The following is a 24615-nucleotide window of genomic DNA, read 5'->3' as shown; positions in this document are numbered from 1 at the left end:
GACGAATCGTCGCACCTGGGGTCGGGAGGGGCGGATGCTGCAGGAACGGATCGAGGGGAAGTGGCTTGCCGCCTTCCGCCGGGTCTTCAAGCTGAACGGGATCGGGCAGGGCACCAAGATCGCCATCCTGTCGGAAACCCAGTCGCGGCCCGTGCTGGTGCACCTGTGCGAGCTGGCGGGTTACGACCTTGGGGCGGAGAGCTTCCACATCCAGATGCCGACTCCCGCGCAGTCGGCTCCGGTCCCGGTGAAGTCGACCGGCACTTCCTGGGCCATCGCCGGGAACCGCGCGGTGGTGGAGGCGCTGAAGCTGGTCGAGGTGATCGTCGACTGCACGGTCGAGGGGATCATCCATGCCCCGGAATGGCCCGAGATCGAGGAGGCCGGGCGCACCCGCCTGCTGGTGATCACCAACGAACACCCGGAAATCCTGGAGCGGACCGAGCCGAAGGCCGAGGATGACGTCAAGCTGCAGATCGGCATCCAGATGCTGCGCGAGGCGTCGGAGATGCGGGTCACTTCGGCCATCGGCACCGACCTGACGGTCGACCTGCGCGGCGCGCCCTGCGGCGGCACCGCGGGGTTCGGGACGAAACCGGGCGCGGTGGCGCATTGGCCTGCGGGGCTGTGCCTCGCCTTCCCCGGCAAGGACGCGGTGAACGGGCGCGTGGTGATGGACGTGGGCGACATGAACCTGACGTTCAAGACCTTCCTGACCAGCCGCATCGACTTCACCGTCGAGAACGACTTCGTCACCGCCATCAAGGGCGACGGGATCGACGCGCTGCACCTGCGCGAATACATGGCCGAGTGGGGCGACCGCAACGCCTATGGGCTCAGCCATGTCGGCTGGGGCATGAACCACGGCGCGAAATGGGTCAGCGCCGCCATGTACGACAAGCGCGACATGCAGGCGGTGGAGTTCCGGGCGATTGCCGGATCCTTCCTCTGGTCCACCGGGGCCAACCAGTATGCCGGGCGCTACACGCTTGGCCATTTCGACCTTCCGATGCGCAACTGCACCATCGCCCTCGACGGGCGCGTCGTCGTGAAAGACGGCGTTCTGCAAGGAGAGCTTGCCTGATGACCGACCAGTCCCCGATCCCCGCCGCCCTGCCGATGAGCGCGCCCGCCGACTATTACGACATGACCCGCGTCCGCCCCGAGGTGGCCGAGGCGATGCGCAAGATCAACGAGCTGGGGCCGCGCTTTGCCGCCCGCGCCAAGGGGGTGGACGACGACGCCTCCTTCCCGGTGGAGAATTACAAGGACCTTGCCGACAATGGGTTCCTGGGCCTGTCGATCCCGGTGGAATTCGGCGGCTGGGGCTTCTCGATGGGCGAATATGCCATCGTGGGGGCCGAGATCGGCAAGTATTGCGGGGCGACGGCGCTCACGTTCAACATGCACAACTCGTCGATGGCCTGGTCGCGGTTCATGTATGACATGCCGAACCTTTCGGCGGAGGAGAAGGCCGCCTTTGCCCCCCTCCGGGCCAAGCAGTTCACCCGGGCGATGACCGAACGCGCGATCTATTCGCAGCCGATCTCGGAAGGCGGGCAGAACTGGACCTCGAAGCCGAACCAGACCCAGGCCCGTCCGGTGGAAGGTGGCTGGAAGATCAGCGGGTTCAAGAAGTTCGCCTCGCTGGCAGGGTATTGCGACTACTACACCATCGTCTGCACCGAGGTCTTCGAGGGGCAGGAGCCGCGTCACGAGGACACGATGCTGTTCGTCGTCCACAAGGACGCGCCGGGCCTGACGGTGAAGGGCGACTGGGACCCCTTGGGGATGCGGGGGACGAATAGCCGCGACCTGATTTTGAAAGACGTTTTCGTCACCGAGGACGACCTCCTGATGCCGAAGGGCATCTTCGGCAAGACCCTGCCGAACTGGCCGCACATGATGGCGACCCTCTCGCCCACCTATATGGGCGTGGCGCAGGGGGCCTATGACTTCACGCTTGCCTATCTGCAGGGCCGCGTTCCCGGCCAGCCGCCGATCGACCGGCGGATGTATGCGACCAAGCGGGTGGCGGTGTCGAAGATGTATGCGCGCCTCGCGAACATGCGGGCGCTCTGGTGGCAGGCCTTCTCGGAAGCCAAGGGGATGCCGTCCAAGGCCGAGGTGATGCGGATGTATGCCGCCCAGTACAACGTGATGGAGGGGGTGCAGGAAATCACCGCGCTCGCCATCCGCACCTGCGGCGGGCAGTCGATGCTGAAGTCGCTGCCGCTGGAACGGATGTACCGCGACAGCCGTTGCGGGGCGCTGATGCTGCCCTATACCTCCGAGATCATGGAGGACTACATCGGTGTCCTCGCGCTCTACGAGATGAACGAGCTGGACGGCGCGCCGGGCGATGAAGGCGGGGCACGCAATTCGCTCTGGCGCGGGGACTCGGGCACGCTGCGGATGCTGCGCTGATGCCGAGAGAGGTGGTGCAGGTTCGGGGTCTTGTGCCGCTTGCACCAGAGACGGTCTGGGCCGTCGTCCGCGACTTCTGCGGCGCCTGGCATCCGTGGGTCGAGACGATCCATCAGGAGCAGGGGCCGCAGGGGGCGCTGGTGCGGGCCTTCACTGTGAGCGGCGAGGATACGGTCTACCGCGAGCAGCTGACCTATGTCTCCGACAGCGACCGGGTGCTGGGCTACACCCATCTTGAAGGGATCCGCGACTGCGAGGCCTATGACGCCCGGCTGACCGTGACCGAGGCCGAGGCTGGCGGGTCGGTGGTCGGCTGGACGGCGACCGTGCGCGCCCCGGCGGCACGGCTGGGGGCGATCTGCGAGGGGACGAAAGCGGTTTTCGAGGCCGGGATTGGCGCTTTGGCGGTGACGGGGGCACCTCCCCAGCTTCGGCACGCGGAGGGGGAGGTTCCCGGCTCCGACGCTGCGGGACCTCTGGAGACGCTGGTCTTCGACGATCTTCCCCGGCTTGCTCTGACGATCACCGCCCCCCCACCCCAGCCCTCCCCCACGCGGGGGGAGGGAGGCGCCCGGGTTTCCGGCGCGGGCTCGGGGATGGCAGGCGGTTCGGCATCGGAGACTGACGCCTCCGCCCCTCGGCCCCCCTTCCCCTCGTGGGGAGGGGATGGGGGTGGGGGACACGCGACCAGCAACACGCTCTGCGTCTTCCTCCACGGCATCGGCGGGGGGCGGACGAACTGGTTGCCGCAGCTGGAAGCCGTGGGCCAGATCATGCCCGCCGCCGCCCTCGACCTGCGCGGCTATGGCGACAGCACCCTTGGCCCCCGGCAGTCCACCGTGGACGACTACTGCGCCGACATCCTGCGGGTCGCGGAGAAGCTTGGTGCAAAGCGGCTGGTGCTGGTCGGCCTCTCCTACGGCTCTTGGATCGCCACCTCCTTCGCCATGCGCCATCCCGAGATGCTGGCGGGCCTTGTCCTCTCCGGCGGTTGCACCGGCATGTCCGAGGCCGGGCCGGACGAGCGCGAGGCGTTCCGGGTCAGCCGCGAAGTGCCGCTGAACGCGGGCCAGGTCCCCGCCGATTTCGCGCCTGCGGTCGTCAAGGTTCTGGCCGGGCCCGATGCCAGCGAGACCACCCGCAAGACGCTGTTCGACAGCATGGCCGCGATCCCCGCCGCGACCTACCGCGATGCGCTCAACTGCTTCACCAACCCGCTGGAACGCTTCGACTTCGCGCGGCTGACGATGCCCGTCCTGATGATGACCGGCGAGCATGACCGCCTCGCGCCCCCCTCCGAAATCCGCGCCGTGGCAGGCCGGATCTGGGACGCGGCCCCGCGCCCTGACGTCCGCTTCGAAGTGATCGAGGGCGCGGGCCATGTCTGCAACGTCGAACGGCCCGACCTCTACAATCGCCACCTCCTCACCTTCCTCGGCAGGCTGCCGTGACCGCGCTGCCCCGCCGCCAGCAGAACCGCCTGAACCGCGAGCGCCAGATCCTTGACGCGGCGCTGAAGGTCTTTGCGGGGCAGGGCTATTCCGGCACCACGATGGATGCAGTGGCGGCAGAGGCCGGGGTCACGAAGCCCACGCTCTATTCCTACTTCCCGTCGAAGGAGTCGCTCTTCCAGGCGATGATGCTGGGCAAGCGCGACCTGATGCTCGACGTCTTCGAACATCCCGGGCGCAAGGGCATGGTCGCCGATCTTTTGACCTTCGCCTGGGCCTATGCCGATACCGTCATGCGGCCCGACATGCTGTCGCTGGCCCGGCTGATCATCGGCGAGGTCGGCCGCTTTCCCGAGATCGGTCGCGCCTATCAGGCCAGCGGACCCGACCACCTCTTGCGCGGGATCATGCGCTATCTGGAAGACCAGCGCGATGCCGGGCGGCTGGTCTTCGAGGATGCCGAGCTTGCCGCGCAGGATCTTTGGGGCCTGATCCTTTCCGCCCCCCGGACCCAGGCGCTGTACATGCCCGACGCCGCCCCCGACCGGCAGACGCTGACCCGCTACATCACCAATGGCCTTCGGGTGTTCCTGAAGGCCTATTCCACCCACCCCGCGCAGGACCTGGACCAACTGGCCGCGCTTCTGACCCCCGACAGGTGAACCGATGACGATGCTTGACGACTTTCTCGCCGACCCCGCCAGCCGCTTCGCCACGGTGGCGATGGCCGATACCAACGGGCTTCTGCGCGGCCAGATGGTGTCCTCCTCCAGCCTGAAGGGCATCGCGAAGAACGGTATGGGCATGGCCCCGGCGCAGCTTGCCCTTGACCCGACGGATGTTCACCTGAACCTGCCCGGCGTGAATGACGAGGCGGGCGACTTCCACGACGACCCGCTGCGGATCGACCCTGCCAGTGCCCGCCGCCTGCCCTGGTCGAAACCCGGCCATGACCTCTTGGTCCTGTCCAACTTCACCGGCGCCTCTGCCGAGCTTTGCCCGCGCTCGATCCTGACCCGCGTCCTGGCCCGCGCCGCCGAAGCGGGTTTCGTCCCGAAATACGGGATGGAACTGGAATACACGCTGTTCGACGAAACCCCCGAAAGCGCCCGTGCCAAGGGCTACCGCAATCTCCAGACCGCGACACCCCATGCCAGCCATGACCTGATCATCTACCAGGCCCTGCAGACGGAGTGGTACGAGGCGCTTTCCGCCATCTGCGAACCGCTGCGGATCGACCTGGCCAAGATGCACGAGGAGATCGGCGGCGGCTTCATGGAATGCTGCATCGCCGCCGGTGAAGGGCTGGAACCCGCCGACCAGCTGGTGATTCTGAAGAACTTCCTGCGGGCGCTGGCCTTGCGGCAGGGCAAGTCCGTCACCTTCATGCCAAGGTGGAGCGAACAGGCCGACAGCCAGTCGATCCACCTGCACATCAGCCTGAAGGACAAGGCGGGCAAGCCGCTTTTCTGGGACGCAGGTCAGAAGAACGGTGTCAGCCAGACCTTCCGCCATTTTCTGGGCGGGTTGCAGGCGTACATTGGCGATATGACCCTGATCTTCCAGCCGACGGTGAACAGCTACCGCCGCTTCGCCCCCGGCACCTTCGCGCCTCCCGGCCTGACCTGGGGTTACGAGAACCGCACCACCTGCTTCCGGCTGGTCGGCCATGATGCCGGGTCGCTGCGGGTCGAAAACCGCCTGCCCGGCGCCGATACCAACCCTTACCTCACCACCGCCGCTACCCTTGCCGCCGGGATCGCGGGCATACTGAACAAGATCGAGCCGGAGCCCGAGGTGGTCGGCTCGGGCTACAGCCAGAAGCCTGCCCGAGACTTCGCCCGGTCGATGCCCGAGGCGATCAAGCGCCTGCGCGGGTCGGATTTCGCGCGCGACTGGCTGGGGCCGCGCTTTGTCGATGGCTTCACGTCCACGCGTGAGTCACAACATGACGAGTTCCGCCGGAAAGTCCCGGACGTGGAACTGCAACGCTTCTTCGATCTGGGATGACCACATGACAAGTGCCGCCGACCTTCGCACCGCCTTCATGGAAGGGATGAGCCGCGCGGCCACCTTCGTCGCCGTCGCCACCACCGATGGCGAGGGCGGGCGCGCGGGCGTGACGGTGTCGTCGCTGACCTCGGTCTCGGCGGATGGCGAGCAGCCCTCGCTGCTTCTCTGCATCCACCACCAGTCGCCCGCCGCCGCTGCAATCCTGAAGAACCGCGCCTTCTGCGCCAACCTTCTGGCCGAGCATCAGCAGGACACGGCGAACCTCTTCGCGGGCCGCAGCACCACCGACCGCGCCGAGCGCTTCGACCGCGTCGCCTGGGAGCCGGGCGAGATCGGCCAGCCCTTCCTGACGGGCGCGACGGCGGTGTTCGAATGCCGCCTTGCCACCGCGCTGCTGTGGGAAACCCACCACATCATCGTCGGTCGGGTCGCGGCCGTGCGGCTGTCGGACAACGCCTCGGCGCTGCTTTACGGCCAGAGGGCCTACAGAAAGGCTATACATCTCGCCGGAGATAGTTAAACTGTTAAGTAATTTGCGGGCATCCGCAGCACCCGCCGACCCAGGGCAGCAAGACCCGGGCGGCGCGCAACATGGGAGGGAACATGTCTGAATTCACCGAAATCGGGCCGAACCGGCTGCGACGCAATTCGCTGGGGCTGGTCGCCGTCACCTTCATGGTGATCTCGGCCGCCGCACCGCTGACCGGGGTGGCCGGGGCCATGCCGCTGGCCTTCCTTCTGGGGAACGGCACCGGCATCCCGCTGACCTTCATCCTGCTCACGCTGATCATGCTGGCCTTCGCGGCAGGCTATGTCGCGATGAGCCGCCACGTCATCAACGCGGGCGCCTTCTACGCCTATGCCGCGCGCGGCCTGGGCGGCAGCTGGGGCGGCGCGGTGTCGATCATCGCGCTTGTCGCCTACAACACCATGCAGTTCGGCCTGATCGGCCTTCTGGGCGGCGTTTCCGCCGGGGTGTTCGGCGGTTTCGGCATTACCCTGCCCTGGTGGGTCTACAGCCTGATCGCCATCGTGCTGGTCGGGGTGCTTGGCTACCGGCAGGTCGACCTGTCCGCGAAGGTGATGGTCGTGCTGGTGGGCCTGGAATATCTGATCGTGCTGATCGTCGACTTCGCCATCCTCGGCGCGGGCGGGGCGGAAGGGAAGGGCCTGGCGGTCAACATCCTCGACTTCTCGGCGCTGACCTCGGGCTCGCTGACCGCGGCGATCCTCTTCTGCCTCGGCTCCTTCATCGGGATCGAGGCGACCACGATCTATGGCGAAGAGGCGAAGGACCCGGAGAAGACCATCCCGCGCGCGACGTATCTCTCGATCCTGATGATCGGCATCTTCTTCGTCTTCACCACCTGGCTGATGATCGCCGGAACCGGGGCGGACAAGCTCTTGGAAACCATCGGCGGATTGCCGGACCCGACGGCGCACTTCTTCATCCTGGCCGAAACCTATACCAACCCGACGATCTCGATGATCGCGGGGCTGCTCCTCGTCTCCAGCCTCTTTGCCGCGCTGTCGGCCTTCCACAACTACATCGCCAGGTATTCCTATGTTGCCGGACGGGACGGCCTTCTGCCCGCCGCCTTCGGCCGCACCCATGACGCACACCAGAGCCCGCATATCGGCTCGGTCGTGCAGACCATCGGCGCGCTGATCGTGCTGGCGATCTTCGCCGGGCTGGGGCTGGACCCGATCCTGAACATGTTCACCTGGATCAGCCAGATCGGCACCCTGGGCGTGATCGGGATGATGGGCATCACCTCGCTGTCGGTGATCGCCTTCTTCGCGAAACAGGGCGGGGGATCCCCCCTGTCGACCAAGATCCTGCCCGCCATCGCCGGGCTGATCATGGCGGCCTTGTTCGTCTACATCTTCATCACCTATGGCGACCTGACCGGAACCACCGGCGGCAGCCTCAGCTGGCTTCTGCCCTCGCTGATCCCGGCGGCTGGCGTGGTCGGCTTCCTGTTGGCACAGCGGCTGAAAGCCTCGGACCCGGCGCGGTTCGCGAAGATGGGGACGAACCTGGCCGACTGACCGGAGCTGCTGGAAAAGGGCCGGTCCGGGGTCTCCGGGCCGGCCTTTCCCATTCAAAGCTCGCGCATCCAGAATTGCAGCGGCTTTTCGGTTTCCACCGTGTCGCCCAGGTCCTTCCAGCTGAACCGGGCCACCACACCCGGCAGGGTCCGGTAACCCCGCCCGCGCCAGAAAGCATCGTTGGTGCGGGCGATGGCGGGCCGGGCCGGGTGGTCGTTGCCCCGGATCACCGAACAGAAGGCGACATGGGTCCGCCCCAGCGCGCGGGCATGGGCCTCGCGCAGGTCGATGAAACGGTGGCCGAGGCCGATGCCGCGATAGGGCCGCAGAAGCACGGATTCCGCTCCGTAGAGGATCTTCTCCGGCGGGATGCCGAGGTCGCGGAAGGGGGCGGCGAATTCGGGGGCGTGATCCTCCATCGGGGTGGAGGTCGAGGCACCGATCAGCTGGCCGTCGTGAAAGGCCCCCACAAGGAGGGCACCGAGGTTGTCGCGGTAACTGGCGAGGTATTCGCGTTCGTATTCCAGCGAGCCGTCGTAGAGGTAGGGCCAGTCCCGGAAGACGGTGATCCGCAACTGGGCGACGCCGTCGAGGGCGGCCTCCAGGTCCGGCCCGCGGAGGGCGCGGACGTCGATGTCGTCGATGTTCACGCGCTCACCTGCGCGACCCAGTCGTTCAGGTTGTAGAAGGTGGTGATGCGGCTGATGAGTCCGCCCTTGATCTCGAAGAAGCCCCCGGCGGGGAGGATGTAGGTCTGGCCCTTCGCTTCCGGCAGACCGGGGTCGGTCTTCAGATACTCCCCGTGGACCACGAACTCCGCCGCCCCCCGGGTGCCGTCATCGGTGGCGAAGATCGTCAGGTCCTTCAACTGCTCCCGGTAGCTGACCCCCATATGGCCGCAGAAGTCTCGGAACCTGGCCTTTCCGATCCGGTGCCCGCCCTCGTTCACCCGGTGCTCGACGTCCTCGGTCAGGCAGGCGAGCATCCCCTCGGGGTCGCCCGCATTGAAGGCGTCGTAGTAGCGTCGGATCAGGGCGAGGGTCTCGGAGCGGGGCATGGAGGTCTCCTTCTTGGGCCGCAAGAGTAGCGGGCCGGACAGGGGTTTCCAAGCCAGTGGGGACGGGTTGGAGCTGGAAAGCGACCTTCGGCGGAGGGGTGTCCACGGTGGACAAAAAACGGGGCGTTTGAATTCAAGAGGTTGGGCGTGGACGTTAAGGGTTTGTTAGGATTCCACCGAATATGCTTCCTGCCTTGGAAGTAAGGACATGGAAGGGTTTGTTCGTGCGGAGTTTGATTGCTGTCACCTCATTGCTGATCGTCGCGGGTTGCGTCGAAACCAGTGTGCAACCCCTTACCCAGTCTTCGTTCAAGATCTCGACCGAGGCCGAAGATATGTGCGGGGCAAAGGGCACCCGACAGATCGCGTTTCGGGAAGCGGCAATCGAAGTCATCAAGCGGGGCGCGGATCGCTTCATCGTGGTGGGGGACCAATCCCGATCCGCCATTACCGGCGGGATGTTCACGACCTACGGCGGCTTTGACACTTACGGAACCAACACGCAGGACATGGTCATCCAGATCATCACCAAGGGCGACCCGAGGTTCGGTGACGCCTTGTCCGCGCGGCAGACGCTCGGGCCCGACTGGCAGGCGATCGTGGCAAAGGGTCCGTCCGCATCCTGCCTTTGAGGGACGCTGCATCCAAAGCCGCAGGGAATGTTCAGGCGTGCAACTGCCGGGGCCCAATCGGCCTTCGTCGCCCCGTGGCGCTGGACCTGAAGAACGGGCGTGCGACTGCAGGGCGCCTGAACCACTTCTGCCCGGAGCGGATCGCAGGGCCTGCCCTTGCCGTTCGCCTACCCCCGCGACACGCGGATGCTGTGGTGGATGCGGGCACGCACCTCGTCCGGTTCGGCGGCCACGGCGCGCATCAGGGCGCGCATGTCGCCCCGCATCGAGTTCAGTTGGTCGATCAACCCCATCACCATCTTCAGCGACTCCTCGGGCAGGCCATAGCTGTCGTCCAGATCGCAGAGAAGCTGAAGGCGCGCGACATCGGTTTCGCGGAAGCCGGGTCCGCCGGGCGTTGTCACCGGCTCGACGATGCTGGCGCGGAGGTAGGCGGTCAGGCGCGGTTCGGTCAGGTCGTCGATCAGGGCCACCACTTCGGTCGAACTGTAGTAGCGGGTCATCTTCAGCTCCCGTATTTCAGGCCGGCGCGCGGGTCGTAGTCATGCGACTTGCGCCAGCTTTCCATGAAGGCTTCAAGCTCGGGGTCCACCTTGGGCGGCATCATCACCTTCAGCTCGACCTGCTGGTCGCCGCCGTCGATGCCGCGCCCGCGCAGGCGCAGCTTCTGGCCGGTGGTTGCGCCCTTCGGGATGGTCAGGTTGACCGTGCCGTCGATGGTGGGGGTGGCGACCTTGCCACCCAGAATTGCCTCGGACAGCGAGATTGGCAGGGTCAGGAAGATATCGTTGCCCTCGCGGCGGAACATCGGGTCCGGCGCGACGGTCAGGGTGAGATAGGCGTCGCCCGGCCCGCCCTTGCCGAAGCCGGGACCGCCCTTATCCTTCAGCCGGATGGTCTGCCCGTCCTGCGCGCCCTTCGGGATCGTCACCTCCAGGTCGTTGCCGTCGGGCAGGGTGATCCGGGTCTTGCCACCCCTGGCGGCGGTCATGAAATCCACCTGCAGGGTGAAGCGGTGATCCTGCCCGCGCATGTGGAAGTCGCGCGGCTGGCCGCCTTGCCGGAAGCCTTCCTGCCCGGCGCCGCGGCGGCCGAACAGGTCGGAGAAGACGTCGCCCATGTCGGCATCTTGGTCGAAGCCGTAGCTGCGGGCATAGGGGTTGTCGGCGGCCTCGGCGTGGTCGCGGTAGTAGCGGCGCTGCGGGCGTTCCTGGCCCTGTTCGTCGATCTCGCCCGCGTCGAAGCGGCGGCGCTGGACGGGATCCTTGAGCAGATCATAGGCGGCAGCGGCAGCCTTGAAGCGTTCGGCCGCCCTCGGGTCGGGATTGAGATCGGGGTGATCGGCCTTGGCGATCTTGCGATAGGCGGCTTTCAACTCGGCCTCGGTGGCCGTCTTCGCCACCCCGAGCGCGGCATAGGGATCGCCCGCCATTCACACACTCCGCCCGTTCAACGTCATCCGCCGATGAAGATAGCCGACAAAGTGGCGTTCACAAGGGGCCGGGACCGGGAATGGGGGCAGGGCCGGGGTCAGCCCTGCAGGGTGCGCACCCCGTAGCCTTCACCCCGGGCCTTCATCGCGGCAACGGCGGCGACGCTGGCTGCGGCGGTGGTGAAATACGGGATCTTGTCCATCAGCGCGACGCGGCGGATGTCGCGGCTGTCGCTGACGGCCTGGGTGCCCTCCGTCGTGTTCATCACGATGGCGATCTCGTCGTTCTTCAGCCGGTCGACGATGTTCGGACGACCTTCGTAGACCTTGGCGACGGGTTCGGCTTTCACGTCGTTCTGGGCGAGCCACTGGGCCGTGCCCTTGGTGGCGACGATGGTGAAGCCCATCGCCAGCAGGTCCTTCGCGGCGGCGGCGAGGGTTTCGGTCTTGTCCATGTCCTTGACCGACAGGAAGACGCGGCCCTCGGTCGGGAGGATCGTCCCGGCGCCCATCTGGGCTTTGAGGAAGGCGAGCGCGAAAGTGCGGTCCCAGCCCATCACTTCGCCGGTGGAGCGCATTTCGGGGCCGAGCATCGGGTCGACGCCGGGGAAGCGGGCGAAGGGGAGGACGGCCTCCTTGACGCTGAACCAGGGGGTGTTCGGGTCGGCCAGCGTCAGCGGGTCGGCGAGGGGCAGGGGGCTGTCGGGGCCGACGCCCTCGGGGTAGGGCGCGCGCATCGGGAAGGTGGAGAGCGGTTCACCCGCCATCAGCCGGGCGGCGATGGAGGCGATGGCCGAGTCGGTGGCCTTGGCGACGAAAGGCACGGTCCGGCTGGCGCGCGGGTTCACTTCCAGAACGTAGATCGTGCCGTCCTTGATCGCGAATTGCACGTTCATCAGGCCGACGACGTTCAGCGCCTTGGCCATCACGACGGTCTGGCGCTTCAGTTCTTCCACCGTTTCCGGGGAGAGCTGGTGCGGCGGCAGGCAGCAGGCCGAATCGCCGGAATGGACGCCCGCTTCCTCGATATGTTCCATGATTCCAGCGACATGCACGGATTTACCGTCGCTTAACGCATCGACGTCAACCTCGACGGCGCCGGAGAGGTAGGAGTCGAGAAGGACGGGCGAGTCGCCGGAGACCTGGACGGCGGTGGAGATGTAGCGGTCAAGCTGGTCGTCGGAGCGGACGATTTCCATCGCGCGGCCGCCAAGGACGAAGGAGGGGCGGATGACCAGCGGATAGCCGACATCTTTCGCAACGGCGAAGGCTTCGTCGCGGCTACGGGCGGTGCCGTTGTGCGGCTGTTTCAGGCCAAGGTCTTGCAGCAGGCGCTGGAAGCGTTCGCGGTCTTCGGCGAGGTCGATGGCGTCGGGCGTGGTGCCGAGGATCGGGATGCCTTCCTCGTGCAGGGCGTTCGCCAGCTTCAAGGGCGTCTGGCCGCCGAACTGGACGATGACGCCGTGCAGCGTGCCGTTTTCCTGCTCTACCCGCAGGATTTCCAGGACATGTTCCAGGGTCAGCGGTTCGAAGTAGAGGCGGTCGGAGGTGTCGTAGTCGGTGCTGACCGTCTCCGGGTTGCAGTTGACCATGATGGTCTCATAGCCCGCGGCGGTCAGGGCGTAGCAGGCGTGGACGCAGCAATAGTCGAACTCGATGCCCTGGCCGATCCGGTTCGGGCCGCCGCCGAGGATGACGACTTTCTTGGCGCCGGTCGGGCGGGATTCGCATTCCACGTCGCCCATCGCGGGGGCTTCGTAGGTGGAATACATGTAGGGGGTCTGGGCCTCGAACTCTGCCGCGCAGGTGTCGATCCGCTTGAAGACGGCGGTGACGCCGAGCCGGGTGCGGGCGCGTCTCACTTGCGCTTCATCGCGGCCGGTGAGTTTGGCCAGGCGGGCGTCGGTGAAGCCCATCATCTTCAGCTTGCGCAGGGCTTCGGGGTTGGTGGGGAGGCCGTCCTTGCGGATCTGCGCCTCGGTGTCGATGATCTCGCGGATGCGGGACAGGAACCAGGGGTCGAAGGCGGTGATGTGCTGGATGTCGTCGTTCGAGAAGCCCTCGCGCATGGCCTGGGCGATGACGCGCAGACGGTCGGGTGTGACTTCGGAGAGCTTCTTCGACACGGCGGCGCGGTCGGGCGCGCCGGGGATGGCGATCTCGTCAAAGCCGGTGAGGCCGGTCTCAAGTGAGGCCAGCGCCTTTTGCAGCGATTCATGGATGGTGCGGCCGATGGCCATCGCCTCGCCGACCGATTTCATCGCGGTGGTGAGGTTCGGCTCGGAGCCGGGGAATTTCTCGAAGGCGAAGCGGGGGATCTTGGTGACGACATAGTCGATCGAGGGCTCGAACGAGGCGGGGGTGACCCGGGTGATGTCATTGTCCAGCTCGTCCAGCGTGTAGCCGATGGCAAGTTTCGCGGCGATCTTGGCGATGGGGAAGCCGGTGGCCTTGGACGCCAGCGCGGAGGAGCGCGAGACGCGGGGGTTCATCTCGATCACGACCATGCGGCCGTCGGCGGGGTTGATCGCCCATTGCACGTTGGACCCGCCGGTCTCGACCCCGATCTCGCGCAGGACGGCGATGCTGCCGTTGCGCATGATCTGGTATTCCTTGTCGGTCAGGGTCAGCGCCGGCGCCACGGTGATGGAATCGCCGGTGTGGACGCCCATCGGGTCGACGTTTTCGATGGAGCAGACGATGATGGCGTTGTCGGCGCGGTCGCGCACCACCTCCATCTCGTATTCCTTCCAGCCCAGCAGCGACTCGTCGACCAGCACCTGCGCGACGGGCGAGGCCTCAAGCCCGGACTTGATGATCGCCTCATAGTCGTCGCGGTTGTAGGCCACGCCGCCGCCGGTGCCGCCGAGGGTGAAGGCGGGGCGGATGATTGCGGGGAGGCCGACATATTCCAGTGCCTCCATCGCCTGCCTGACCCCGGCGGCGATGTCATACTTGCCGGTGGCGAGCTTCGGGGCCGCGACGATGGTGGCCTTGGGGTTTTCCAGCCCGATCCGGTCCATCGCCTCGCGGAACAACTTGCGATCTTCTGCCATTTCGATGGCGTCGCGCTTGGCGCCGATCAGCTCGACCTTGAACTTGTCCAACACGCCCATGTCGGCCAGCGCCAGTGCAGTGTTCAGGCCGGTCTGACCGCCCATCGTCGGCAAGAGCGCGTCGGGGCGTTCCTTCTCGATGATCTTGGCGACGACTTCGGGGGTGATCGGCTCGATGTAGGTCGCGTCGGCAAGACCGGGGTCGGTCATGATCGTCGCGGGGTTCGAGTTCACCAGGATGACCCGGTAGCCTTCCTCGCGCAGGGCCTTGCAGGCCTGGGCGCCGGAGTAGTCGAATTCGCAGGCCTGACCGATGACGATGGGGCCCGCGCCGATGATCATGATCGACTTGATATCGGTCCGCTTCGGCATGTCAGCCCCCATCCTTTGCGCAAATTGTCGGGCGTTATAGACAGAAGCCGGGGGCGCGCAAGCGGATTCCGGGGGGGGGTCCGGCAAGGGAAAAGGCCGGGGGTGACCCCCGGCCTTTCACGTTTTCAGGCGGGCTGGATCAGCCTTTTTCGCCCACGGCGGCCTCGGCAGCGGCGATGGCGGCCTTGCGGGCCTCGATCTCGTCGCCGATGGGCGGGCCCTTGAAGCGGCGGTTCTCGATCAGGACCCAGATGATCAGCGCGAGGATGATGAAGCCCACGGTGATCTCCAGCGCCCAGTCGTTCGGCGGCTGGATGCCGAGGAAGAAGAGCAGCCCCATCGACAGGATCGAAAGGACGGCCACCAGCTTGTAGTTGCCGGCGCCCATGTTCCACGGGCCCATCGCCGGCCATTTCGGACCGCCGATGGTGAAGAGCCCCAGCGCGATCGGGACGGTGAAGGACAGGAACAGGAAGATCACGGTGCAGGAGACGACGATGGAATAGGCGGGCGTCCCGGCGATGGTGATCGCCGAGGTCAGCCAGACGAACAGCGTCGCAAGGATCGAACCGGCCCAGATCGCGGCAACCGGCGTGCGGTACTTGGGCGACACGGTGGCCAGCATCTTCGAGCCGACGGGCATGCCGTCATCCCGGCTGAAGGCGAAGAGCATGCGGCTGACCGAAGTGACGGTCGCCAGGCCGCACAGGAACTGCGAGATGAAGATGAGGATGTAGAGGATCTGCTTCATCGTCGGGTTCACCTGGGCGTCCATCGCCCAGAAGAACACGTTCCAGCCCTGCTTGGCCGCATCGTCCATGTTCGGGATCATCAACACGAAGGCACAGAGCATGATCCAGCCGAAGATGCCGGACCAGACGACCGAATGCACCATGCCCGAGGGCACGGAATGGGCGGCCTTGATGGTTTCCTCGGAGGTATGGGCCGAGGCGTCGTAGCCGGTGATCGTGTAGACCGGCAGCAGAAGGCCGAGCACGAAGGCCATGCCGCCGCCGACGGCGACCGGCCAGACCGCGGATGCCCCCTCGGTCCCGGTGTAGTTGGCGAAGGTCCAGAGCCGCGACACGTCGAACGAGGTGGCCGAGGCGAGGCAGACGATGGTCAACAGGATCGCGGTGGCGAAGATGAGGTAGCCGGAAAAGTCGGTCAGCTTGGCCGTCAGCTTGATCCCCATGTGGTTGATCAGGGCCTGCAGGCCGGTGATGACCGCCATGAACAGGACGCGGTGGGTCAGCGTGTCCTCGACCCCGAACATCGGACCGAAGGAGCCGAAGAAGAAGTAGAAGGTGCCGACGTTGATCGCGCCCAGCACGGTGACGAGGCCAAGCAGGTTCAGCCAGGCCGAAAGCCAGCCGGTGAAGCGGTTCCCCAGGATCGAGCCCCAGTGATAAAGCCCGCCTGCGGTCGGATAGGCCGACGAGATCTGCGCCAGGGCAAGGGCGAAGACGCCCGAGACCATCACGCCGATCGGCCAGCCAATGCCGATGGCCGCACCGCCAGCCCCGGATGTGGCCTGGCCAAGCGAGTTGATCCCACCCGAGAGGATGCAGATGATCGAGAAGGAGATCGCGAAGTTCGAGAATTTCGACATGGAGCGCTGCAATTCCTGCGCATAGCCCATGCCGTGCAGGACTTTCAGGTCCTCGTGTTTTTCGTGGTCTGAGTAGTCGTCGGAAGACATGGAATGTTCCCTTCGTACCGGTGTTGGACGCGTTTTTGTTATTTGTTCGGCCCAGCCTACATCATCTGGTGGCTGGCGTGGCGACAGGGAAGCGCGATTTTGATCATCAGGCAAGCTTTGAATGCGTTCTTTGACCTTTCGATCAGGGTTTTTGCAGTGCGGCGTCGCTTTCCACGAGCCGGGTGGCGCGGATTCGTCTGGCGGCAGGGTCAGGATGGGCCTATCTCGGGGCGCGGACAGGGTAGCGGGAGCGGCGGGTGATCCTCATCGAACATGGACCGGACGGGGAGCCTGCGCTCTTCGACCGCCCGCGCGAGGTCATCCTGGCCTGGCGACCCGGCGAGGTTGCGTCGGCGCTGGCTCGGGCCGAGGCCGCACGGGCGGCAGGGGCCTGGCTGGCGGGCTATGTCGCCTATGAGGCGGGCTATGCGCTGGAGCCGAAGCTGCGCCGGTCGATGCCGCGCAGGCGTCCGGGGCCGCTGGTGGCGCTGGGGGTGTTCGAGGGGCCGCTCGACGCCGGGGCCATGCTGGAGCGGGCGGCGGCGGAGGGACGGTCGACGCTCATGACTGCGCCGGAGCCGATGGTCGGGCGGCGGGCCTATGGCACTGCCGCGCGCAAGGTCTTCGACTACATCGCGGCGGGCGACTGCTATCAGGTGAACCTGACCTTTCCGATGGCGGCCACGCTGGTTTCGGGGTCGGCCCTTGGGCTTTACGGGGCGTTCCGGCGTACCGGGGCGGTGGGGCATGGGGCTTTCGTCGACCTTGGCGTCGGGCCGGTGGTGGTGTCGCGCTCGCCCGAGCTGTTCTTCCGGCTGGACCGGGGCGGGCGGATCACCGCGCGACCGATGAAGGGCACCGCCCCGCGCGATGCCGATCCGGCCAAGGACGCGGCGATTGCGGCGGCGCTGCAGGCCTCGGTCAAGGACCGGGCGGAGAACCTGATGATCGTCGATCTTCTGCGCAATGACATCAGTCGGCTGGCGAAGGTCGGCAGCGTCCGGGTGCCGACGCTTTTCGCGGTCGAGCGCTATGCGACGGTGCACCAGATGACCTCCACGGTCGAGGGCGAGCTGGCGGAGCCGCCGACCCTGCCGGGACTGATGGCGGCGTTGTTCCCTTGCGGCAGCGTGACGGGGGCGCCGAAGATCCGGGCGATGGAGATCATCCGCGAGGTGGAGCCCTTTGCGCGCGGGGTCTATTGCGGGGCGGTGGGCTGGATGTCGCCGGAGGGCCAGGCGGATTTCTCGGTGGCGATCCGCACCTTGTCGGTGACCGGGCAGGATATCGTGATGAATGTGGGCGGCGGGCTGACGCATGGCTCGACCGTTGCGGGCGAATGGGAGGAGGCGCTGTGGAAGGCGCGCTTCGTGAAGGCGGCGGTGAGCCGGGACTGAGGCTGATCGAGACGGTGCTGTGGGACGGGGCGGGCGCTCCGCGCTGGGCGCTGCACCGCGAGCGGCTGCGGCGATCGGCGCGGATGCTGGGCTGGTCCTGTCCCGAAGTCGCACCCGCCGGCCCCGGCCACCCGGCGCGGCTGCGGCTGACGCTGGACCGTGAGGGGGTGGTGGATTGGACGGTCGCCGCGCTGCCCCCGGCCAAGGCGGAGTGGCGGGTGGGGCTGGCTTCGGAGCGGCTGGCTTCGGGCGATCCCTGGCTGCGGGTGAAATCGACGCGGCGCGAGGCCTATGACCGGGCGCGGGCGAAGCTGCCTGAGGGGCTGGACGAGGTAATCTTCCTGAACGAACGCGGCGAGGTCTGCGAGGGCACGATCACCTCGGTCTTCTTCGACCGGGGGCAGGGCCTGCGGACGCCGCCTTTGGCTTGCGGGTTGCTGCCGGGGGTGCTGCGGGCGGAACTGGGCTGCGCGGAGGAGGTCCTGCTGGCCGAGGACCTGCCGAAGGCGCGGCTCTGGGTCGGCAATGCGCTGCGCGGGTTGATCCCGGCGGTTTTCATACTGGGCTAAGTATCCCCGCCGGAGGCTCCTGCGGCTGGGGTCGAATGCCTCCGGCGGGGATATTTGCGCCAGTATGAAAGGGGGCGGGCTTGACTTCGGGCAGGGGGCAAGGTGTATCGGCCCGGATGACCTTGAGGCCCTGGAAAGGGGAACGATGATGCACGCCTATCGCAGCCATACCTGTGCCGCGCTGAACAAGTCCAACGTGGGCGAAAGCGTCCGCCTGTCCGGCTGGGTCCATCGGGTGCGGGATCATGGCGGGGTGCTCTTCATCGACCTGCGCGACCATTACGGGATCACCCAGGTGCTGTGCGATGGCGACTCGGCGGCGTTCAAGGCGCTGGAAGCCGTGCGGGCGGAATGGGTGGTCCGGATCGACGGGCGGGTGAAGGCGCGCGATGCCGCGCTGGTGAATGCCAAGATCCCGACCGGAGAGATCGAGGTCTATGTCACCGAGGTCGAGGTGCTGGGCGCGGCGGAGGAGCTGCCGCTGCCGGTCTTCGGCGATGCGGAATACCCCGAGGAGACGCGGTTGACCTACCGCTTCCTCGACCTGCGCCGCGACACGATGCACCAGAACATGATGCTGCGGTCGAACGTGGTGCGCTGGCTGCGCAATGCGATGTGGGACCAGGGCTTCACCGAGTTCCAGACGCCGATCATCACCGCGTCCTCGCCGGAAGGCGCGCGCGACTTTCTGGTGCCGTCGCGGCTGCATCCCGGCAAGTTCTACGCCCTGCCGCAGGCGCCGCAGCAGTTCAAGCAGCTGATCCAGGTGGCGGGCTTCGACCGCTATTTCCAGATCGCGCCCTGCTTCCGCGATGAGGACCCGCGCGCGGACCGGTCTCCGACCGACTTCTACCAGCTGGATGTCGAGATGAGCTTCGTGACGCAGGACGACGTCTTCGCCGCCGTCCAGCCGGTGTTGCAGGGGCTGTTCGAGGCCTTTGGCAAGGGCCGGAAGGTACATGCCGACTGGCCGCGCATCGCCTATCGCGACAGCCTGAAGTGGTATGGCTCGGACAAGCCCGACCTGCGCAACCCGATCCGGATGCAGGAGGTGTCGGAGCATTTCCGGGGGTCCGGCTTCGCGATCTTCGCCAAGTTGCTGGAGACCGAGGGCAACGAGGTCCGCGCCATCCCCGCGCCGAAGGGGCCGTCGGGGGAACCCGTGGGCCGCAAGTTCTGCGACCGGATGAATGCCTATGCGCAAAGCCAGGGCCTGCCGGGGATGGGGTATATCTTCTGGCGCGAGGCCGAGGACGGGTCGGGGATGGAGGCGGCGGGACCGCTGGCCAAGAACATCGGGCCGGAGCGGACCGAGGCGATCCGGCTGCAATTGGGCCTCGACAAGGGCGACGCGGCCTTCTTTCTCGGCGGCAAGCCGGAGGCTTTCGAGGGGATCGCGGGCAAGGCGCGGAACGTGATCGGCGAGGAGCTGGGGCTGACCGACAGGGACAGCTTCCGCTTCGCCTGGATCGTCGATTTCCCGATGTACGAGAAGACCGACGAGGGGAAGATCGACTTCAGCCACAACCCGTTCTCGATGCCGCAGGGGGGTCTTGAGGCGCTGAATGGTGACCCGCTGGAGGTTTATGCCTATCAGTATGACCTGGCCTGCAATGGCTATGAGGTGATTTCGGGCGGCATCCGCAACCACAAGCCGGAGATCATGTACAAGGCCTTCGAGCTGGCGGGCTATCCAAATTCGGAAGTCGACAAGCGCTTCGGCGGCATGGTCAAGGCGTTCAAGTATGGCGCCCCCCCGCACGGTGGCTGCGCGGCGGGGATCGACCGGCTGGTGATGCTCTTGGCCGATACGCAGAACATCCGCGAGGTCATCATGTTCCCGATGAACCAGCGCGCCGAGGACCTGTTGATGAACGCGCCTTCGGACCCGACGAATGCGCAGCTGCGCGAGTTGTCCTTGCGCGTGGTGCCGAAGGACAGCTGATGTACCAAGCCTCGGTCCCCGTCTTCCGCCACTATCTGTCGCGTGTCAGCGACATCGTGGCGGTCGCGGGGCCGGATGCGCTGGATGCCCGCATTGCCGACAGCTTCCCGGCCCGCCAGCAGTTTTCCACTGCGGCGGGCTTTGCCTTGCGGGTGGCCTGCCCGCTGGCGGGGCGCGAGGTGCCGGACCTGCCGCAGGGGCTGGGGCCGAGGCTGGCAGTGGCCCGCGCGATGCTGGGGGCGATGACCCCGGCCGAGTTCGAGGGGGCGGAGGCGCGGGTGATCCGGCACCAGGCGGGGTTCGCGGTGCTGGAACAGACGGGGGCGGAGTTCCTGCACCTCTACGGCATCCCCAATTTCTTCTTCCATCTGACGATGGGCTATGCGGCGCTGCGGGCGGCGGGGGTGCCGCTGGGCAAGGCGGATTTCGACGGGTTGCATTCCTATCCGGCCGATTTCCGGTTCTGACTTCGCGGCAGCTCAGGCCATCGTGTCCAGTGAAGCCACCCGATCCTCGATCATCCGGGCGAGTTTGGCGCGGTCGAAGGCGGTGCGGATGTCCTGCGCCGCCGCTTCCAGCGCGGTGTCGCCTGCCGCGCGGGCAAGGGTGCGCAGGAAGGACAGCGCGTAACCGGGATCGCCCGATCCGGTGATCAGCCCGATGGCGCGGACCAGATCGTCGCGCAGCGCGATGGGGTCTGCAGGCGGCGGGGTGGTATCCTGCCCAAGCTCCAGCGGACCGGCGCCGGTGGCAAGCTGGCGAATCAGCCGGACCAGCGCCGCGACCGAGCCGATGGGTTTTTCGAGAAAGCCTGCCGCGCCCGCATCCATCGCGCTTTCGCGGCCCTCGGGGTCGCCGGAGAGGCCCAGCACGGGCAGCCCCTCGGACGCCAGTTCGGCGATCAGGTCCTGGCCGCGCCCGTCAGGCAGACCAAGGTCGACAATGGCAAGGTCGGGGCGGTGGAAGGCCAGGTGAAGCCGTGCGATTTCAAGGCTTTCCGCCCGGCGCAGTTTCGCCCCGGCCCGTTGCAGGATCAGCCGCAGGGCATCGCAGGTGAAGCGGCTGTCATCGACGACGAGGATGGTCAGCCCCTGCAGGGGCAGGCGGCCATGAGCGGTGGGCGGGATTTGCGGCGGGGGCGCGTCGGGGGGAAAGGGCATGGGCGAACCTTCACTGTCTTGGTCGCAAGTTTCGCCACGGCCGGTAAAGTCCGGGTTAACGCCTGCGGCCCTTCTGCGCTTGCAAGGGCCGCAGGCGGGCCGCATAAGCGGGCGCGAGAGCCTGCCGGAGGACCCCATGATCGGACGCCTGAACCATGTCGCCATCGCCGTGCCCGACCTGGAGGCCGCGGCGGCGCAGTATCGGAACACGCTTGGCGCCAGGGTCGGTGCGCCGCAGCCCGAGCCGGATCATGGTGTCACGGTGATCTTCATCGAGCTGCCGAACACCAAGATCGAGCTTCTGCATCCGCTGGGCGAGGGGTCGCCGATCCTGGGGTTCCTGGACAAGAACCCGGCGGGTGGCATCCACCACATCTGCTACGAGGTCGACGATATCCTTGCGGCGCGGGACCACCTGAAAGCCTCGGGCGCACGGGTGCTGGGGTCGGGCGAGCCGAAGATCGGGGCGCATGGCAAGCCGGTCCTGTTCCTGCATCCGAAGGATTTCAACGGCTGTCTGGTGGAGCTGGAACAGGCATGAGCATCACCGGCGCCATCGTCCTTTACGCGATCACCTGGTTCATGACGCTGTTCTGCGTGCTGCCATACCGCACGATTTCGCAGGACGAGGCGAAGGATATCGTGCCGGGCACTCCGCCCGGGGCTCCTGCGGGCGAGGTGATGAAGCGCAAGGCCTGGATCACCACGCTGATCGCGACGCCGATCTGGGTCGTGATCGTCGCGGTGATCATGTCGGGCTGGATCACCATCGAGGACCTGGACTGGTTCGGCCGTATCCGGCACTGACTGTCGGCCTAGCGGCCCGCGCTGGCAAGCTGGTGGTAGAGGTGGGTGAAGGTCGCGACGCCCAGCACCGGGATCACCAGGTTCAGGACCGGCACCGTCAGGGGCGCGGCCATCATCGCCCCGGCGGCCCAGAGCGTCCAGCGGTTGCGGCGGCGCATGGCCTTGACCTCGGACGGCGGCAGGCGACGCAGCGCGACGAGGCTGAAATATTCGCGGCCCAGCAGGAAGCCGTTCACCGCCCAGAACAGGATGGGAATTCCGGGGCCGACGAACGGGTAGAGGAAAAGCGCGCCAAGGTTCACCACGATCACCACGCCCAGGAAATTGACCGACTGGCGCAGGCCTTCGCCCAGCGAGAGCGGCGTCGCGGGGGGAAGCTGCGGGTAGTGCCGGTCCTCGACGGCGTCGGCGACGTCTTCCAGGAAGATCCCGGTGAAGGCCGAGGCGACGGGGACCATCAGGAAGACCGACAGTCCGATCATGAACAGGACCGAGGTCCAGCCCAGGAGCGTGTGCATCCCGGTGACCGGGCCGATGACCGGCAGATTGATCTGGTCGGGCGACAGCCACCAGATCAGTTGCAGGAACAGCGCGTAGACCCCGAAGAGGAGCGCAAGGGCCAGGAGGATGCCCAGGAAGACGACACGGCGGAAGCGGCGGTCGCCAAGCTGGCCGAGCGCCCGGAAGAAGGCGGTGAAGATCACGCTTCGGCCCAGGTGACGATCTTCGCCAGATCGGGGCGCGGGCGGTCGGCGAAGCCTTCCGGTGGGGTGCCGATGTGAACGATGCCGGCCACCCTCTCGCCCTCGGTGCAGCCGAAGGCACGGGCGGTGAAAGCGGCGTCGTGGGCGGGCCAGCCGGTCAGCCAGTTCGCGCCCCAACCCGCCGCCTGCGCCGCGGTCACGATCCCGAAGCACAGGGCGCCGGCCGAGAGCAACTGCTCCACCGGCGGGATTTTCGGCGAAGGTTTGGGCGAGGCGATGACCGCCACGGCCAGCTTGCCAAGGTCATATTGCCCACGGCCCTTGGCGATCTTCTCTTCGTCGCCGCCCAGTTCGCGCGCCCGCGCCTCGGCCAGGTCGGCGATCCGCCGGAACGCCGCGCCCTGCAGGACAACCAGCCGCCAGGGTTCCAACTTGCCGTGATCGGGAACGCGGGTGGCGGCGGTCAGGATCTCGGTCAGCTGCTCGCGGGTCGGCACCGGAAGGGAGAAGAGCTTCGCCGGACGCGAGTAGCGGGATTTCAGGAAGTCCAGGGCGGCATCGTTGCGGGCAGGCATGTCAGGTCCTTGGCGAATGGTGGTGGCGGCATTCCTTAGCCAAGGACGGGCGCATTTGCCAGAACTCGGCCCGCCCTTTCCCTCAGAGGCCGAGCGCTTCCGCCGCGTCGTCGATCCAGCCGCGGACGAAGGTGTCGAAGCGGGCGTCGGGCTGGCGTTTCGCCAGGGTCGCCGCCAAGGGGTCGGGGGCGGCGATGTCCGAGCCGCTCATCTCTTCGAGCACGGCATGGCCGCAGAAGGGGACGTAGACTTCCGAATAGCCGCCTTCATGGACCAGCGTCAGCCTGCCATCGCAGAGGCGCTCGGCGGCCTGCATCGCCATGCGGGTGAGGCAGCGGAAGGTTTCGGCGGTGCAGAGCATCCGGCCGAGCGGGTCGACGGCGGCGGCGTCAAAGCCGCAGGCGACCACGATCGCCTCGGGCTGGAAGCGGTCGAGCGCGGGGAGGACCACCCGTTCCATCGCGTGAAGATAGCCCTGGTGGCCGGTGCCGGGGGGAAGCGGCAGGTTCAGGTTCGCGCCAAGGGCCTTCGGGCCGCCCTGCGCCTCGACCCCGCCGGTGTCGAGCGGATAGTTCCGCTCCTGGTGCAGGCTGATGGTCAGGACATCGGGATCGTCCCAGAAGATCGCCTCGGTCCCGTTGCCGTGGTGGACGTCCCAGTCGATCACCGCCACGCGGCGGAGCAGCCCTTCGGCCTGCGCGGCCCGGACCGCCACCGCGATGTTGTTCAGGAGGCAGAAGCCATTCGGGAAATCCGCCGTGCAATGGTGCCCCGGCGGGCGCGAGAGGGCATAGGCGTTGCGCACTTCGCCGGTCACCACGGCGCGCAGGGCGGCCTTCGCCAGACCCGCCGACAGCGCCGCGATCTCGTAGCCCCCGGCGCCAAAGGGAGTGCGCAAGCCAAGCTCGCCCCCACCCGCGTCGGACGCGGCCTTGAAGGCCGAGAGGTAGCTTTCGGGATGGACGCGGAGGAGGTCTTCCTTCGTGGCGGGCTCGGCTCCGCGCATCGCGAGGTGCCGGGTCAGGCCTGTCACCTCGATCAGATTGCGCAGGCGCCGCTTTGTCTCGGGGTTCTCGGGCAATCCGCCGGGAGTGGGCTGGACGAGGCCCGCAACCGGAAGGGTGAAGGCATAGTTGCCACCACCGTGCCAGAAGCAGAGTTCGTCGGAGAAGAAGGCGGTTGTCATGCGGTGTCTCCCATTTGGGGTGGAGGCTAGGGGCAGCGGTGGGGCGGGTCAAAATCCTTCGAAGGATTTTGCAAATCT

General features: G+C 66.8%; 24 protein-coding genes. 14 read left to right on the top strand and 10 right to left on the bottom strand.

The features are described from left to right. Positions 1 to 34 precede the first annotated feature (34 nt). The 7 genes from ACE3P6_RS15740 (at position 35) to ACE3P6_RS15710 (ending at position 7943) form a co-directional block, all read left to right on the top strand. Positions 35 to 1084 carry a peptidase M29 gene (locus ACE3P6_RS15740; protein WP_374396833.1) on the top strand — a complete coding sequence of 350 codons (1050 nt, stop codon included), beginning with the start codon at positions 35 to 37 and terminating at the stop codon, positions 1082 to 1084. Continuing rightward, entirely contained in the window at positions 1084 to 2427 is a 1344-nt protein-coding gene (locus ACE3P6_RS15735) for an acyl-CoA dehydrogenase family protein (protein WP_374396831.1), read from the top strand. The genes ACE3P6_RS15740 and ACE3P6_RS15735 overlap by 1 nt, the downstream gene beginning before the upstream one ends. After that, the gene (locus tag ACE3P6_RS15730; protein WP_374396829.1) at positions 2427 to 3878 is read left to right on the top strand and encodes an alpha/beta fold hydrolase; all 1452 of its coding nucleotides are present in this window, start codon (positions 2427 to 2429) and stop codon (positions 3876 to 3878) included. Before ACE3P6_RS15735 ends, ACE3P6_RS15730 begins: the two co-directional genes overlap by 1 nt. Beyond that, entirely contained in the window at positions 3875 to 4540 is a 666-nt protein-coding gene (locus tag ACE3P6_RS15725; protein ID WP_374396826.1) for a TetR/AcrR family transcriptional regulator, read from the top strand. Before ACE3P6_RS15730 ends, ACE3P6_RS15725 begins: the two co-directional genes overlap by 4 nt. Before the next feature lie 4 nt (positions 4541 to 4544). After that, positions 4545 to 5888, top strand: a complete 1344-nt coding sequence (locus ACE3P6_RS15720; protein ID WP_374396824.1) for a glutamine synthetase family protein — start codon at positions 4545 to 4547, stop codon at positions 5886 to 5888. A 4-nt stretch (positions 5889 to 5892) separates the two neighbouring features. Further along, positions 5893 to 6411: a flavin reductase family protein gene (locus ACE3P6_RS15715; protein ID WP_374396822.1), complete on the top strand. Its 519-nt coding sequence runs from the start codon at positions 5893 to 5895 to the stop codon at positions 6409 to 6411. An 83-nt stretch (positions 6412 to 6494) separates the two neighbouring features. Next, on the top strand, positions 6495 to 7943 hold the full coding sequence (locus ACE3P6_RS15710; protein ID WP_374396820.1) for an APC family permease: 1449 nt from the start codon (positions 6495 to 6497) through the stop codon (positions 7941 to 7943). Positions 7944 to 7996: 53 nt separating this feature from the next. Here ACE3P6_RS15710 and ACE3P6_RS15705 read toward each other — a convergent pair whose 3' ends face one another. After that, a complete protein-coding gene (locus tag ACE3P6_RS15705) occupies positions 7997 to 8593 on the bottom strand; it encodes a GNAT family N-acetyltransferase (protein ID WP_374396818.1) in 597 nt (198 codons plus the stop codon). Then, positions 8590 to 9000, bottom strand: a complete 411-nt coding sequence (locus ACE3P6_RS15700; protein WP_374396815.1) for a ketosteroid isomerase-related protein — start codon at positions 8998 to 9000, stop codon at positions 8590 to 8592. Before ACE3P6_RS15700 ends, ACE3P6_RS15705 begins: the two co-directional genes overlap by 4 nt. A 224-nt stretch (positions 9001 to 9224) precedes the next feature. Here ACE3P6_RS15700 and ACE3P6_RS15695 point away from each other — a divergent pair, with 224 nt between their 5' ends. Continuing rightward, positions 9225 to 9632 carry a hypothetical protein gene (locus ACE3P6_RS15695; RefSeq protein ID WP_374396813.1) on the top strand — a complete coding sequence of 136 codons (408 nt, stop codon included), beginning with the start codon at positions 9225 to 9227 and terminating at the stop codon, positions 9630 to 9632. Positions 9633 to 9799: 167 nt separating this feature from the next. Here ACE3P6_RS15695 and ACE3P6_RS15690 read toward each other — a convergent pair whose 3' ends face one another. The 4 genes from ACE3P6_RS15690 to ACE3P6_RS15675 form a co-directional block, all read right to left on the bottom strand. Next, complete coding sequence (locus ACE3P6_RS15690; protein WP_374396810.1) at positions 9800 to 10135, bottom strand: hypothetical protein; 336 nt, start codon at positions 10133 to 10135, stop codon at positions 9800 to 9802. A 2-nt stretch (positions 10136 to 10137) separates the two neighbouring features. After that, positions 10138 to 11064, bottom strand: a complete 927-nt coding sequence (locus tag ACE3P6_RS15685) for a DnaJ C-terminal domain-containing protein (protein ID WP_374396807.1) — start codon at positions 11062 to 11064, stop codon at positions 10138 to 10140. 98 nt (positions 11065 to 11162) lie between these two features. After that, on the bottom strand, positions 11163 to 14492 hold the full coding sequence (gene carB / locus ACE3P6_RS15680) for a carbamoyl-phosphate synthase large subunit (protein WP_374396804.1): 3330 nt from the start codon (positions 14490 to 14492) through the stop codon (positions 11163 to 11165). A gap of 139 nt (positions 14493 to 14631) precedes the next feature. Then, complete coding sequence (locus ACE3P6_RS15675) at positions 14632 to 16194, bottom strand: amino acid permease (RefSeq protein WP_374396801.1); 1563 nt, start codon at positions 16192 to 16194, stop codon at positions 14632 to 14634. 257 nt (positions 16195 to 16451) lie between these two features. On the opposite strand from ACE3P6_RS15675, the gene ACE3P6_RS15670 reads away from it, so the two are divergent. The 4 genes from ACE3P6_RS15670 to ACE3P6_RS15655 all read left to right on the top strand — a co-directional run bounded on the left by ACE3P6_RS15670 (position 16452) and on the right by ACE3P6_RS15655 (position 20572). Further along, the gene (locus tag ACE3P6_RS15670; RefSeq protein ID WP_374396798.1) at positions 16452 to 17591 is read left to right on the top strand and encodes an aminodeoxychorismate synthase component I; all 1140 of its coding nucleotides are present in this window, start codon (positions 16452 to 16454) and stop codon (positions 17589 to 17591) included. Then, positions 17549 to 18160: an aminotransferase class IV family protein gene (locus ACE3P6_RS15665; RefSeq protein ID WP_374396795.1), complete on the top strand. Its 612-nt coding sequence runs from the start codon at positions 17549 to 17551 to the stop codon at positions 18158 to 18160. The genes ACE3P6_RS15670 and ACE3P6_RS15665 overlap by 43 nt, the downstream gene beginning before the upstream one ends. Before the next feature lie 148 nt (positions 18161 to 18308). Further along, the gene (aspS, locus tag ACE3P6_RS15660) at positions 18309 to 20105 is read left to right on the top strand and encodes an aspartate--tRNA ligase (RefSeq protein ID WP_374396936.1); all 1797 of its coding nucleotides are present in this window, start codon (positions 18309 to 18311) and stop codon (positions 20103 to 20105) included. Further along, the gene (locus ACE3P6_RS15655) at positions 20105 to 20572 is read left to right on the top strand and encodes a DUF1993 family protein (RefSeq protein WP_374396792.1); all 468 of its coding nucleotides are present in this window, start codon (positions 20105 to 20107) and stop codon (positions 20570 to 20572) included. Before aspS ends, ACE3P6_RS15655 begins: the two co-directional genes overlap by 1 nt. A gap of 12 nt (positions 20573 to 20584) precedes the next feature. On the opposite strand, the gene ACE3P6_RS15650 is transcribed toward ACE3P6_RS15655, so the two are convergent. Beyond that, positions 20585 to 21265, bottom strand: a complete 681-nt coding sequence (locus ACE3P6_RS15650; protein ID WP_374396790.1) for a response regulator — start codon at positions 21263 to 21265, stop codon at positions 20585 to 20587. A gap of 136 nt (positions 21266 to 21401) precedes the next feature. Here ACE3P6_RS15650 and mce point away from each other — a divergent pair, with 136 nt between their 5' ends. Beyond that, positions 21402 to 21806 carry a methylmalonyl-CoA epimerase gene (mce, locus tag ACE3P6_RS15645; protein ID WP_374396788.1) on the top strand — a complete coding sequence of 135 codons (405 nt, stop codon included), beginning with the start codon at positions 21402 to 21404 and terminating at the stop codon, positions 21804 to 21806. After that, a complete protein-coding gene (locus ACE3P6_RS15640; RefSeq protein WP_374396786.1) occupies positions 21803 to 22072 on the top strand; it encodes a DUF1467 family protein in 270 nt (89 codons plus the stop codon). Before mce ends, ACE3P6_RS15640 begins: the two co-directional genes overlap by 4 nt. A gap of 8 nt (positions 22073 to 22080) precedes the next feature. Here ACE3P6_RS15640 and ACE3P6_RS15635 read toward each other — a convergent pair whose 3' ends face one another. The 3 genes from ACE3P6_RS15635 to ACE3P6_RS15625 form a co-directional block, all read right to left on the bottom strand. Then, complete coding sequence (locus tag ACE3P6_RS15635; protein WP_374396932.1) at positions 22081 to 22773, bottom strand: EI24 domain-containing protein; 693 nt, start codon at positions 22771 to 22773, stop codon at positions 22081 to 22083. Next, complete coding sequence (locus ACE3P6_RS15630; protein ID WP_374396785.1) at positions 22773 to 23351, bottom strand: nitroreductase family protein; 579 nt, start codon at positions 23349 to 23351, stop codon at positions 22773 to 22775. The genes ACE3P6_RS15635 and ACE3P6_RS15630 overlap by 1 nt, the downstream gene beginning before the upstream one ends. Positions 23352 to 23433: 82 nt before the next feature. Continuing rightward, complete coding sequence (locus ACE3P6_RS15625) at positions 23434 to 24537, bottom strand: class II histone deacetylase (RefSeq protein ID WP_374396783.1); 1104 nt, start codon at positions 24535 to 24537, stop codon at positions 23434 to 23436. Positions 24538 to 24615: the final 78 nt, after the last annotated feature.

Source organism: Tabrizicola sp. (genome assembly GCF_041911175.1).
Classification (GTDB): Bacteria; Pseudomonadota; Alphaproteobacteria; order Rhodobacterales; family Rhodobacteraceae; genus Tabrizicola.
Note: the sequence above shows the minus strand (reverse complement) of the source record. Positions and strands in the feature narration are given on the sequence as shown.